Raw genomic sequence first — 12,462 nt, forward strand, 5'->3', positions numbered from 1 at the left:
ATTTCAAGGAGCCCTTGCATGCCCTCCCCTCGACACCTGTTCGCCGGCCTGGCCCTGGCCACGGCCCTGATCTCACCGCCCCTGCTGGCCGAGTCGCGCCCCCTGTCGGTGGTCGCCCCCTGGGAGATCACCGGCAGCGACCCCGCCACCTCGGGATATATCTTCGCCCGCATGGGCATCGCCGAGACCCTGGTGGAGGTGGACGCCGAAGGGCGGCCGGCGCCGGGGCTGGCCAGCGCCTGGGCGGTCGACGAGGACGGTCTGAGCTGGCGCTTCGTGCTGCGCGAAGGGGTCGTCTTCCATGATGGCTCGCCGCTGACCGCCGAGGCGGTGGCCGACAGCCTGCGTCACGCCTGGGCCAAGCCGGGCATGCTCGGCTCGGCACCGATCGCCGCCATCGAGGCCGAGGGCGATGCCGTGGTGATCACCCTGGAGGCCCCCTTCGCGCCGCTGCCGGCGTTGTTGGCCCACTCCACCACCCTGGTCCTGGCCCCCGCCGCCTATGCGGAAGATGGCCGGGTCACCGCGCTGATCGCCACCGGGCCCTATCGGCTGACGGAGCTGGCGCCGCCCCAGCGCCTTCGCGCCGAGCGCTTCGCCGACTACTGGGGTGCGACGCCGGCCATCGAGCACGTCAGCTACCTGGCGGTGGGGCGCGGCGAGACCCGCGCCCTGATGGCCGAGAGCGGCGACGCCGATATCGTCTTCACCCTGGACCCCGCCAGCCGTGGCCGCCTGGCCCGCCAGGATCGGCTCAGCCTGCACGCCGAGCCGCTGCCGCGCACCATCGTGCTCAAGGTCAATGCCGGTCACCCCTTCCTGGCCGACGAGGAGGCCCGTCGAGCCCTGAGCCAGGCCATCGATCGCCGCGGTATCGCCGCCGGCCTGCTGCGCGACCCGGACGCCGCCGCCGCGGAGCTCTTCCCGGCCAGCCTCGGGCCCTGGCACCTGGGGGTGGACGACGAGGCCGCCGGCGACCTGGCGTCGGCCCAGGCGCTGCTCGAGGCCCTGGGCTGGGAGGCCAATGGCCAGGGGCCGCGGGAGCGCGACGGCGAGCCCCTGCGCCTGACCCTGACCACCTTCGCCGACCGTCCCGAGCTGCCGCTGGTGGCCACCGCCCTGCAGGACCAGTGGCGCGACCTGGGTATCGCGCTGGAGGTGGCGGTCACCAACGCCAGCGCCATTCCCTCCGGCCACCGGGACGGCAGCCTGGAGCTGGGCCTGGCGGCGCGCAACTATGGCCTGGTGCCCGACCCCCTGGGTACCGTCCTGGATGACTTCGGTGGCGATGCCCAGAACCCGGGCGGCGACTGGGGCGCCATGAACTGGTGGGATGCCGAGGTCACGGCCTGGCTCGATACCCTGCGTCACGAGGCCGACCCGGCGACCCGGGACGAACTGGCCGGCCGGGTGGCCACACGCCTCAACGAGGCCATGCCGGTGATTCCGGTGGCCTGGTACCAGCAGACCGCTGCGGTGAATGCCGAGCTTGAGGGCTTCTCCATCGACCCGCTGGAACGCAGCTACCGCCTGGAGGAGCTCTCGTGGACGCCATAAGTTCCCGGCGCTTTCCGGCCCTGGCTAGCGGCCTGGGCCGGGTGCTGCTGCCGCGGCTCTTCCAGGCCGGCCTGGTGGCCTGGCTGGTGGGCACCCTGACCTTCGTGCTGACCCGCACCCTGCCCGGCGACATGGCCTACCGCATCGCCGCCGGTCGGTACGGCCACGACATGGTCAATAGCGCCGCCGCCGAGGCGGTGCGCGCCGAGCTGGCCCTGGACCAGCCGGCGCTGCTGGCCTACCTGCACTGGCTGGGGGATCTGCTGCGCTTCGATCTGGGAAATTCCCTGGTCAGCGGCGAGCCGGTGATCCATGAGTTGAGCCATCAGCTCGGCCACTCCCTGGGGCTGGCGCTGGTGGCGGTGCTGCTGTCGCTGCTGCTGGGGCCGCCCCTGGGCCTGGCGGCGGGGCTGCGCCCCGGCGGCTGGTGGGATCGTATCAGCGAGGGACTGGCCAGCCTGCTGCGGGCGCTGCCGCCCTTCGCCCTGGGACTGCTGCTGATCCTGCTCTTCTCGGTGAGCCTGGGCTGGCTGCCCGCCGCCGGCCATGGCCGCGCTGCCCACTTCGTGCTGCCGGCGCTGACCCTGGCCCTGGCGCTGGCCGCGGTCTCCAGCCGGGTGGCCCGTAACGCCATGGTCGAGGTCTCCGGCTCCGCCTACTACGCCTTTTCGCGCACCAAGGGGCTGGGCGAGCGCCTCAGTTTTCTGCGCCATGGCCTGCGCAACGCCGCGGTGCCCATCGTCGCCTACCTGGGGGTGCAGTTCGTCTACCTGATCGAGGGCGTGGTGGTGGTGGAGACCCTGTTCGCCTGGCCCGGCATCGGCCATGCCCTGGTGCACGCCATCGTCGCCCGGGACGTGCCGATGATCCAGGGTACCGCCCTGGTGATGGGGCTGATGTTCGTGGCCCTCAACACCCTGGTGGACCTGCTCTGCCATGGCCTCGACCCCAGGAGACGCCAGTCATGAGTGCGACGACGCTTTTCGCCGCGGGCCGCGCCGGGCGGCGGCGCCTCGCCACCCGCCAGCGCCTGGGCCTCGGCCTGCTGGGGGGGCTACTGGCCATCGCCTGGCTGACCCCCTGGCTGCATGACGCCGACCCAGCCCGCCAGCAGCTCGCCCGCATCCTCGAGTGGCCATCGCTGGCCGCGCCCCTGGGTACCGACCACCTGGGGCGTGACCTACTGGCGCGCACCGCCTCGGCGCTGCGGCTGTCGCTGGGCATGGCACTGCTCAGCGTGGTCAGCGCCGCGGTGCCTGGCATCCTGCTGGGGGTGATCGCCGGCTGGCGGGGCGGCTGGGTCGACCGGGTGCTGGGTAGCCTGGCCGACGCCTGTCTGGCCCTGCCGGGGCTCCTGCTGGTGCTGCTGCTGGTGGCCATCGCCCCGGGCAACTTCTGGGCCCTCTACGTCGGCATCGCCCTGGTGCTCTGGATCGAGTATTTCCGGGTGGTGCGTGCTCGCACCCGGGTGCTGGTGGCCTCGCCCCAGCTGGAGGCCAGCCGTCTGCTGGGCTTCGGCCCCGGCTACCTGTTCCGTCGCCACCTGTGGCCGGAGCTGGCCCCCCAGGTGCTGACCCTGGCCGCCTTCGGTGCCGCCAGCGCCATCCTGGCCATGGCCGCCCTGGGCTTCGTCAGCGTCGGTCTGCGCCCGCCTACCGCCGAGCTGGGGCTGATGATGACCGAGCTGTTGCCCTACTACCACGAGGCGCCCTGGGCCATGGCCCAGCCGATCCTGGCGCTCTGCCTGCTGGTGCTGAGCCTCAACCTGCTGGCCGGAAAGGACCCGAGATGAGCGACCCTCTGCTGCAAGCCGCTAACCTGAGCATCCACGGCGAGGGCGTCAGCATCGACCCCGTCGATTTCTCCCTGGCCCCCGGCGGTCGCCTGACCCTGCTGGGCGAGACCGGCTCCGGCAAGAGCCTGATCGCCCAGGCCATCATGGGCACCCTGCCCAAGGGGCTGAGTGCCCAGGGCGAGCTCACCATCGAGGGGCAGGGCTATGCCGCCGCCGAGGGCGTCGCGCGGCGTGCCCTCTGGGGGCGTCGCCTGGCGCTGCTGCCCCAGGAGCCCTGGCATGCCCTGGACCCCACCATGGCCTCCGGGGCCCAGGTGGCGGAGAGCCATCGCTACCTGGGCGGGCTGGGGCGTCGCCGAGCCCGGGAGGCGGCCCGGCGCGATCTGGCCGGCCTGGGCCTGGCGGGCGCCGAGGGCCGGTTACCCGGCGAGCTCTCCGGGGGCATGGCCCAGCGTGTCGCCTTTGCCGCGGCCAGCGCCGGCGGCGCCCCCATCGTGATCGCCGATGAGCCCACCAAGGGGCTCGATGCCCCGCGCCGCGACGCCGTGGTGGAACTGCTGGCCGGTACCCCGGCACGGGGTGGGGCCCTGTTGACCATCACCCACGATATCGAGGTGGCCAGGCGTCTGGGCGGCGAGGTGATCGTCCTGCGTCAGGGCGGGGTGGTGGAGCGCGGTCCTGCCGAGCAGCTGCTCAGTGCGCCGCGCAGCGACTACGCCCGGCGCCTGCTGGAGGCCGAGCCGGCCCGCTGGCCGGCGCCACCACCGTCCCCGGCCGCGGGCGGGGAGCCTGTCGTCGAGGCCCGGGGGCTGGCCAAGCGGCGTGGCGACCGCGAGCTGTTCCGCGACCTGGACCTGAGCCTCAAGCCCGGCGAGATCGTCGGCGTGGTGGGGCCCTCCGGCTGCGGCAAGAGCACCCTGGGCGACCTGCTGCTGGGCCTGACCGGAACGGATGCCGGCGAGGTCACCCGTGCCCCGGGCCATCGACTGGGTTTCCAGAAGCTCTATCAGGATCCGCCGGCGGCCTTCTCGCCCCACTGGACCCTGGCACGGCTGCTGGAGGACCTGGTGCGTCGCCATCGCCTGGATCGCGTCGCCATCGCCCCGCTGATGGCCCGGTTGGGCCTGGACCAGGCCCTGCTTGAGCGCCGCCCCGGCGAGATCTCCGGCGGCGAGCTGCAGCGCTTCGCCATCCTGCGGGTCCTGCTGATGGAGCCGCGTTTCCTGTTCGCCGACGAACCCACCTCTCGCCTCGATCCCATCACCCAGCGCGATACCCTGGCCCTGCTGGTGGAGCTGGCCCGGGAACGCCACTGCGCGGTGATGCTGGTCAACCACGACCCGGCCTTGATCGAGCGGGTCTGCGACCGCCGCCTGGTGCTGGGCCGCGAGGAGACCAAGCTTGCGGTCGAGGGCCTTCATGCCCAGGTGGTGTGACCAGCGGAGCTGACCGAGAGAGCGTCGGCAAGCTGCCACTGAGGCCCGCCGATCGGATGAGGCTGGCTCTGTTCGAGGCCCTTCAGCCCTATGGCCAAGGGCTCTGCGCGGTGAGTTTTTTATGGAAAGCCGGGTGCCAATCGCCAACACTCGAGGCTGACAGGATCGGTGGAGGAGTCAGCATGGCCCTGGAGTGCAACGCGAGACGTTCAGCCAGACAGATAGGCAATCGTTTTCAGCGGTGGGCCGGTGCGGCAGCGGCGATCTGGCTGTCGGCCCTGGCCTCCCAGGGACTGGCGTCGACGCCCTTGCCCACGGCGGCGGAGTCCGATCCGGTGGCGCTCGGCTGGATGCAGGGCTTCCCGCCGCCTCCCGAGAAGATCATCGGCCAGCCTGACAGCGACTACTTCAGCTTTCCCAAGCTGCGCTGGACGGTGTGCCACTTTCGGGAGCTGCTGCCGACCCGGCGGGTGAGTCGCGGCCTCGAGGCGCCGCGACACTTGCCCTATGCCCTGGATCCGAACATCGACGCGGTCACCTTCACCCCGCTGGGGGGCGGCGAGCCGATGACCTGGGAGGCGGCCTTCGACGCCAACTACACCGACGGCCTTCTGGTGTTGCACGAGGGGCGGGTGGTCCACGAGCGTTACGCGGGCTGTCTGGACGAGGCCGGCGTGCACGGCGCCATGTCGGTGACCAAGTCGGTGACGGGGCTCCTGGCCGAGATCCTGGTGGCCGAGGGGGCGCTGGACGAGACGGCCCTGGTGGCGGAGATCCTGCCAGAGCTTGAGGAGAGCGCCTTCGGCAACGCGACCGTGCAGCAGGTCATGGAGATGACCACCGGGCTCGACTTCAGCGAGGACTACGCCGACCCCGAGGCGGAGATCTGGACCTACAACGCGGCGGCAAGCCCGCTGCCCAAGCCTGACGACTACGAAGGGCCTCGCAGCTACTACGAGTTTCTGGCCACGGTGCAGCCCGAGGGCACCCACGGCGAGGCCATCGGCTACCGTACCGTGAACTCCGATGCCCTGGGGTGGATCATCGCCCGCACCGCCGGCCGCTCGGTGGCGGACCTGGTCAGCGAGCGCTTCTGGCAGCCCATGGGCGCCGAGCAGGATGCCTATTCACCGTGGACGCCATCGGTACGCCCTTCGCCGGCGGTGGGCTGAGCGCCGGCCTGCGCGACCTGGCGCGACTAGGCCAGCTGGTGCTGGAGGGCGGCGAGCTCGATGGTAAGCGGCTCTTCCCCGAGGCGGCGGTCGAGCGCATCCGCCAGGGCGGCGACCGCGACGCCTTCGCCCGGGCCGGCTACGCGAACCTGCCCGGCGGCAGCTACCGTGGCATGTGGTGGGTGCTGCACAACGAGCATGGCGCCTTCGCCGCCCGGGGCGTGCATGGCCAGACGATCTACATCGACCCCACCGCCCGCATGGTCATCGTGCGTTTCGCCTCCCACCCGGGGGCGGGAAACGCGGCCAATGACGCCACCTCGCTGCCCGCCTATCAGGCCCTGGCCGAGTACCTGATGGGGCGTGAGGTGGAGTAGCAGACTCGGATTGCCCGTGCCTACCGGCGTCCCAGGCCCCACATGAAGTAGGCGCCGCCCAGCAGCGAGGCCACCAGGCCGGCGGGAATCTCCGCGGGGAACAGCAGCTGGCGGCCCAGCCAGTCGGCCAGCACCATCAGCAGGGCGCCGATCAGCGCGGCCCCGAGCAGCTGCGCCCGCGCCCGGGAGAATCCCGCCAGCCGGGCCATATGGGGTGCCAGCAGGCCGACGAAGGAGAGCGGCCCCACCACCAGAGTGGCGCAGGCGGTCAGCAGGGCGACCAGCAGCAGCAATGCCAGGCGCGCCCGCTCCACCCGCACTCCCAGCGCCGCGGCCGTGGTGGCCCCCAGCGGCAGGATATCCAGCCAGCGGGCGAAGGGGCGTGTCGCCAGGGCCAGCGCCACGGCAAGGCACGCCACCAGCGTCGCGCTGACGGGGTCGACGTAGTAGGTGGAGCCCGAGAGCCAGGCGATCACCTGCTGGCCGCGGGGATCGCCGCCGGCCAGCACGATGGCGCGCACGGCGTCGAACAGCGCGGTGATCGCCACGCCGCTGAGCAGCAGCCGTTCGGGCACGAAGCCGCTGCGCCGGTTGATAAGGACCAGCACCGTCAGGCTAGCCAGCGCCCCCAGGGTGCCGGCGGCGACCAGGGTCAGGTTGCCAGGGGCGGGCAGCAGGAAGATGGCAGCCATCAAGGCGATGGCGCTGCCGCCGCTGATGCCCAGCACCTCGGGGCTGGCCATGGGGTTGGCGGTGAGGCGCTGGATCAGGGTGCCGGCGATGGCCAGCATCACCCCGCTGCCCGCGGCGGCCAGCAGCCGTGGCCAGCGCCATGCCAGCACCGCCTCCTCAACAGTGGTGTACCAGCCACCGGCCGCCTGGCCCAGCAGCAGGGCGAGCAGAATGGCGGCCATGAGGCCCAGGCCCAGCCCTGCGGCCAGGCGCCCGGGGGCGGGGTGGCGCGGGGCCAGCGCGGTGGCGGCGCCGGGCGGGCTACCGGCCTCCAGGCGCAGCCGGGGAATCAGCCACAGCAGCAGCGGTGCGCCCAGGGCGGCGGTGGCGGCTCCGGTGGGGATCAGGGTCGGCAAGGTGCCGGCGAAGCGCTGCAGAAGCAGGTCGGTGGTGGCCAGCAGCAGGGCGCCGAGCAGCGTCGACCAGAGGAGTCGCGGCCCCAGCCGACGCGCGCCGGCAAGGCGCACGATATTGGGCGCCGCCAGGCCGATGAAGCCGATCACCCCCACCACGCTGACCACGCAGGCGGTCAGGAAGACCGCCAGCCCCAGCCCCGCCAGGCGCAGGTGCTTCAATGACACGCCAAGGCTCCTGGCGCTGGCGTCGTCGAGTTCGAGCACCGCCAGCGGACGCAGCAGCAGCCAGGCCGCCAGGCCGCCCAGCAGCAGGCGCGGGGCCAGGAAGGCGGCGTCATGCCAGCCGTGCTGGGAAAGCGACCCGGCGCCCCAGATCAGCAGCCCCTTGAGGGTCTCCTGGTGGAACAGCAGCAGCACCATGCCCAGGGCCCCGGCATAGAGATTCACCACCAGGCCGGCGAGGACCACCACCGCAGGCGAAAGCGCGCGGCGCCAGGTCAAGGCGAAGACCAGCGCCATGGCGCCGGCGCCACCCGCCAGGGCCACCCATTCGCGCCCGGCCAGCAGCAGGCCGGGGGCGAGCAGGGTGGCGGCCATCAGCGCCAGGTTGGCGCCGCTGGCCACCCCCAGGGTGGTAGGCGCGGCCAGCGGGTTGCGCAGCACCTGCTGCATCAGCACCCCGGCCAGGGCCAGGCCGCCGCCGGCCAGCAGCGCCATGGCCAGGCGTGGCCACCAGCTGTAGTGGCGCACCAGCGACTCGGCGTTCGCCGGCGTCACGGTCGTCAGGGCGCGCAGGCCATCGAGGAGCCCCTGCTCGGCAAGCGAGCCGAGCACCAGGGCCAGCAGCGCCAGCCCCGGCAGCAGGCAGACGAGGGCAGGGGCGTGGCGGCGGGAGGCCTCAGTCGTCATGGGATGCCTCCTCCAGGGCGGCCACCAGATGCTCGGCGAAGCGTATCGCCGAGGGCAGAGCGCCGAAGCTCCACACCGGGGGCAGGGTGATCAGGCTGTCATCGCGTACGCTGGGCTGCTGCTGCCAGAGGCCACTGCCGGCCAGTGCCGTCTCGACGCCCACCGGATAGGGTTCCACCACCACCAGCCGGGCCGTCAGGCCGGCCAGCTGCTCCAGGCCCACCAGCGAGAAGCCCCAGGCGTTGGTCTCGCCGTGCCAGGCGTTCTCCAGCCCCAGGCGGGCCATCACGGCCTGGTAGAGGCCTCCCTCTCCGAACACCCGGACATGGCGCTCGTCCATGAACTGCACCACCAGCAGCGGCGGCACCCGCTCGGGAAGCCGCTGCCGCAGGGCCGCCAGTCGCGCCTCCGTCTCGGCGATCAGTCGTTCGGCGGCCGCTTCCCGCTCGGCCAGGCGGCCCACCTGGTGGGTCAGCTCGTGCAGCTGGGGCCAGGTCTCACGGCCCGGAGTATAGAGCGGCACTGTTGCCACCGGGGCGATGTGCGACAGCCGCGGCGCCAGATTGGCGAACATCGGTGAGATCAGGATGTGATCGGGTGCCAGGTTCGCCAGCAGCTCCAGGTTGGGTTGGCTGCGCAGGCCGAGATCGACGCTGGCCTCGGGCAGGTGCGGCGCGCCGACCCAGGCATGGTAGGCCTCGACCTGGGCGACCCCGACCGGTGTCACGCCCAGCGCCACCAATGTCTCGGCCAGGGTCCAGTCGAGGGTGGCGATGGCCGGCTGGGCCAGGGCGCGAGGTGACCCTGCCAGGCCCAGGGCCAGCAACAGGACGAGGAGAGCGCGGCGATGCCACCAGGCAGGTGATCCCGCAGCGGTCACGGCAGTGCACAGGCAAGAGACAATCATCGAGGCGCGGGATTTCGAGTCTAGAGAGGGGGGAGTCGAGGCCATGGGGGCGTCAGGCATGCACCAGGGCGACGGGATGGTGGCCAACGGGGTGAGGCAGCACCCGCATGGGGATGCCGTAGATGGCCTCGAGGGTGGCCTCGTTCATCAGCTCGGCCGGCGACCCTTGCGTCAGCACGCGCCCACCGTGCAGGGCGACCAGGTGGTCGCAGTAGCGCGCCGCCATGTTGACGTCGTGCAGCACGATGACCACGCCGAGCCCCAGGGTCTGGCTGAGCTCGCGGATCAGCGCCAGCACCTCCACCTGATGGGCGATGTCCAGCGCGGCGAGGGGTTCGTCGAGCAGTAGGAAGTCGCTGCCCTGGGCCAGTAGCATGGCCAGCCAGACGCGTTGGCGTTCGCCACCGGAGAGGGTATCGACCAGGCGGTCGCCGAAGGCCTCGGTGCCGGTCGCGGCGATGGCGCGCTCGATGGCGGCCTCGTCCTCGCGGGTGTGCCTGCCCAGCAGGCCGCGCCAGGGGTAGCGGCCCATGGCCACCAGTTCGCGGCCAAGCAGGTTTTCGGTGGCCGGCAGCTGCTGGGGCAGGTAGGCCACCCGGCGGGCGAACTCGCGATGCCCCCAGCGGGAGAGGGGGCGACCGGCGAAGTACAGCTCACCCCGGCTCGCCGGCTGCTGGCGGGCCAGCAGCTTGAGCAGGGTCGACTTGCCCGAGCCGTTGTGGCCGATCAGGCCATGCACTCGGCCGCTCCCGAGGGCCAGGTCGGTGGCGGCGAGCAGGGGCCGGTTGTCGACGGAAAAACCGGCACCGCGAAGTTCGAACATCCAGGGCGCTCCTCCGGCGGGCCCCGAACGGGGCAGCGATGGGCGCTACCATACCCATAGTGATAATGAGTATCAATGAGTTTTGTTTCTAAGAAAATAGGAAATAATTAGAAGCATTTCTACTTGATAGCCTTAAATGATATTGATTACCATGCGCATCCAGTCCGCATAAGAAACGAAGGCTTGCTCACCCATGTTCCAGACTCCCGCCCGCCCCTTCGGGGTCGATCCCCTGACCCTGGCCGTTCGCCGGGCCCTTGGCCTGGCCACTGCCGGTGCCTTCATGCTCTGGTCGCCGGCCCTGCTGGCCCAGCAGGCCGAGCCCGCCGAGGCACTCGAGACGGTGACCATCGAGGCCGAGGCTCTTTCGATCATCACCGAGGGCTCGGAGCGCTACCGGGTGCCGCTCACCAGCACCGCCACGCGACTCGACCTGACGCCCCGCGAGACGCCCCAGTCCGTCTCGACCGTGACTCGGGCCCAGATCGACGACTTCAAGCTGGACACCACCAACGACATCCTGGAGAGCACCCCCGGGGTGACGGTGGAGCGCCTGGAGACGGACCGCACCTATTACACGGCCCGGGGCTTCGAGATCTCGAACTTCCAGGTCGACGGAGTGCGCGTACCGATGCCTTACAACAACGTGCATGGCGACGTGGACACCGCGATCTACGACCGGGTCGAGGTGGTGCGGGGCGCCACCGGGCTGATGTCCGGCTCGGGCAATCCGGCGGCGACGGTCAACTTCGTGCGCAAGCGACCCACCCTCGAGCCCCAGGCCTCGGTGTCGGCGACCGTCGGTTCATGGGACCAGCGCCGTCTGGAGGCCGATGTGGCCGGGCCGCTGGATGCCCAGGGGCGTGTCCGCGGTCGCCTGGTGGCGGCAGGGATGCAGAGCGACTCCTATCTGGACCGACTCAGCCGCGAGCGGGGACTGCTCTACGGCGTGGTGGAGGCCGATGTCACCGACACTACCCTGGTGACGCTTGGCCACACCTGGCAGCAGAACAACACCGACGGCAACATGTGGGGCTCGCTGCCTCTTTACGATTCCGCCGGCAACCCTACCGACTACGATGTCTCGACCACCTCGGCGCCCGGCTGGTCCTTCTGGGACGTGGAGACCCGGCGCAGCTTCCTAGAGGTACAGCAGGCCCTCGGTGACCGCTGGTCGCTGAAGGGGACCCTGACCCACCTGGACATGCTCTCCGACACCCAACTGCTGTATATCTGGGGCGTGCCGGATGCCGCCACGGGCACCGTCGACAGCAGCCAGCTGTTCATCAGCCAGTACGACCGCCACCTGGAGCAGTGGGTGGCCGACCTGCACGCCAAGGGCGACGTCGATGCCTTCGACCGTACCCACCAGGTGGTGATGGGCACGGACTGGAGCCAGAGCCGCAACCAGCAGGAGTCTCGCTATCCCGGATCGGCACTGACCCAGGGGCTTCCGCCTCTCGGCGAGTGGGATGGCCGCTATCCGGAGCCTGATGCCTGGATCGCCTACCCGACGACCGTCGGCGATGCCACCATCAAGGAGCGCAGCTTTTATGGCGCCGCCAAGCTGGACCTCGCCGAGCGCTGGACCGCCGTGGCCGGTGCCCGCCTGAGCTGGGCCGACACCACCGGCGAGCAGTACGGGGTGTCCCAGGCGAGCGATCACGATCGGGTGCTGACGCCCTACGCCGGCCTGATCTACGACGTCACCGACTGGGCGTCCCTCTACGCCAGCTACACCGAGATCTTCCAGCCCCAGACCGCCATCGACCGCAACGGCGACTATCTCGACCCCGTCGACGGGGTGAGCCAGGAGGTCGGCCTCAAGGCCGAGCTGTTCGACGGCGGCGCGGATGCCTCGCTGGCGCTGTTCCGCACCGAGCAGAACAACGTGGCCCAGCCGGCGGGTACCCGGCCGGATGGCACCGCCTTCTTCACGGGCGGGGACGGCATCACCAGCGAGGGCGTGGAGGCCACGCTCGCCGGCGAGCTGGCCCCGGGCTGGCAGGCCAGCGTCGGCTACACCTACCTGGAGGTCGAGGACGCCGAGGGCAACGCCACCAACACCTATATTCCGCGCCATCTGGTGCGCGCCACCACCAGCTATCGCCCGGCGTCCCTGGATGCCCTGAAGGTGGGGGCACGGCTGCGCTGGCAGGATGAGATCGAGCGCGATCGCGACTTCGCCGACGGCAAGACCCGGCAGGGGGCCTACGCCCTGGTCGACCTGATGGCGAGCTACGACTTCAGCGACAGCCTGACCGGTTCGCTGAACATCAACAACGTCACCGACGAGAAGCATCTCACCAGCCTCAAGTGGGACCAGGCCTTCTACGGCGCTCCACGAAACGTCATGCTCAACCTGACCTGGCGCTACTGAGTCCCGGCGCCAACAGGC

Annotated in this window: 8 protein-coding genes and 1 pseudogene; 6 read left to right on the top strand and 3 right to left on the bottom strand. The window is 71.1% G+C overall.

The genetic code is table 11. The features are described 5' to 3' along the window. Positions 1 to 18 precede the first annotated feature (18 nt). From HIR79_RS05880 to HIR79_RS05900, 5 genes and pseudogenes are all read left to right on the top strand, one after another. Positions 19 to 1,557, top strand: coding sequence for an ABC transporter substrate-binding protein (locus HIR79_RS05880; RefSeq protein WP_169957611.1), 1,539 nt, complete (start codon positions 19 to 21; stop codon positions 1,555 to 1,557). Continuing rightward, positions 1,545 to 2,525 (top strand): ABC transporter permease, encoded by a 981-nt coding sequence (locus HIR79_RS05885; protein ID WP_249322262.1) that lies wholly within the window; start codon positions 1,545 to 1,547, stop codon positions 2,523 to 2,525. Before HIR79_RS05880 ends, HIR79_RS05885 begins: the two co-directional genes overlap by 13 nt. Beyond that, positions 2,522 to 3,349, top strand: coding sequence for an ABC transporter permease (locus HIR79_RS05890; protein ID WP_169957612.1), 828 nt, complete (start codon positions 2,522 to 2,524; stop codon positions 3,347 to 3,349). The genes HIR79_RS05885 and HIR79_RS05890 overlap by 4 nt, the downstream gene beginning before the upstream one ends. Continuing rightward, positions 3,346 to 4,788, top strand: a complete 1,443-nt coding sequence (locus HIR79_RS05895) for an ABC transporter ATP-binding protein (RefSeq protein ID WP_169957613.1) — start codon at positions 3,346 to 3,348, stop codon at positions 4,786 to 4,788. The genes HIR79_RS05890 and HIR79_RS05895 overlap by 4 nt, the downstream gene beginning before the upstream one ends. 566 nt (positions 4,789 to 5,354) lie before the next feature. After that, positions 5,355 to 6,337, top strand: a pseudogene (locus HIR79_RS05900) (serine hydrolase domain-containing protein). Between the two features lie 20 nt (positions 6,338 to 6,357). Here the strand turns inward: HIR79_RS05900 and fhuB are convergent. The 3 genes from fhuB to HIR79_RS05915 all read right to left on the bottom strand — a co-directional run bounded on the left by fhuB (position 6,358) and on the right by HIR79_RS05915 (position 10,064). Then, positions 6,358 to 8,334: a Fe(3+)-hydroxamate ABC transporter permease FhuB gene (gene fhuB, locus HIR79_RS05905; protein ID WP_169957614.1), complete on the bottom strand. Its 1,977-nt coding sequence runs from the start codon at positions 8,332 to 8,334 to the stop codon at positions 6,358 to 6,360. After that, positions 8,324 to 9,214, bottom strand: a complete 891-nt coding sequence (locus HIR79_RS05910) for an ABC transporter substrate-binding protein (protein ID WP_249322263.1) — start codon at positions 9,212 to 9,214, stop codon at positions 8,324 to 8,326. Before HIR79_RS05910 ends, fhuB begins: the two co-directional genes overlap by 11 nt. A 79-nt stretch (positions 9,215 to 9,293) precedes the next feature. Further along, the gene (locus HIR79_RS05915; protein ID WP_169957616.1) at positions 9,294 to 10,064 is read right to left on the bottom strand and encodes an ATP-binding cassette domain-containing protein; all 771 of its coding nucleotides are present in this window, start codon (positions 10,062 to 10,064) and stop codon (positions 9,294 to 9,296) included. A gap of 193 nt (positions 10,065 to 10,257) precedes the next feature. Here HIR79_RS05915 and HIR79_RS05920 point away from each other — a divergent pair, with 193 nt between their 5' ends. Next, positions 10,258 to 12,444 carry a TonB-dependent siderophore receptor gene (locus tag HIR79_RS05920; protein WP_211620955.1) on the top strand — a complete coding sequence of 729 codons (2,187 nt, stop codon included), beginning with the start codon at positions 10,258 to 10,260 and terminating at the stop codon, positions 12,442 to 12,444. The last annotated feature ends 18 nt before the right edge of the window (positions 12,445 to 12,462 follow it).

This window comes from Halomonas sp. PGE1, from assembly GCF_013000985.1.
GTDB classification, from domain to species: domain Bacteria; phylum Pseudomonadota; class Gammaproteobacteria; order Pseudomonadales; family Halomonadaceae; genus Halomonas; species Halomonas alkalicola.

Coding starts and splice junctions, on each gene's coding strand:
- HIR79_RS05880 (WP_169957611.1), top strand. CDS start 19: ATGCCCTCCCCTCGACACCTGTTCGCCGGCCTGGCCCTGGCCACGGCC.
- HIR79_RS05890 (WP_169957612.1), top strand. CDS start 2,522: ATGAGTGCGACGACGCTTTTCGCCGCGGGCCGCGCCGGGCGGCGGCGC.
- HIR79_RS05895 (WP_169957613.1), top strand. CDS start 3,346: ATGAGCGACCCTCTGCTGCAAGCCGCTAACCTGAGCATCCACGGCGAG.
- fhuB (WP_169957614.1), bottom strand. CDS start 8,334: ATGACGACTGAGGCCTCCCGCCGCCACGCCCCTGCCCTCGTCTGCCTG.
- HIR79_RS05915 (WP_169957616.1), bottom strand. CDS start 10,064: ATGTTCGAACTTCGCGGTGCCGGTTTTTCCGTCGACAACCGGCCCCTG.
- HIR79_RS05920 (WP_211620955.1), top strand. CDS start 10,258: ATGTTCCAGACTCCCGCCCGCCCCTTCGGGGTCGATCCCCTGACCCTG.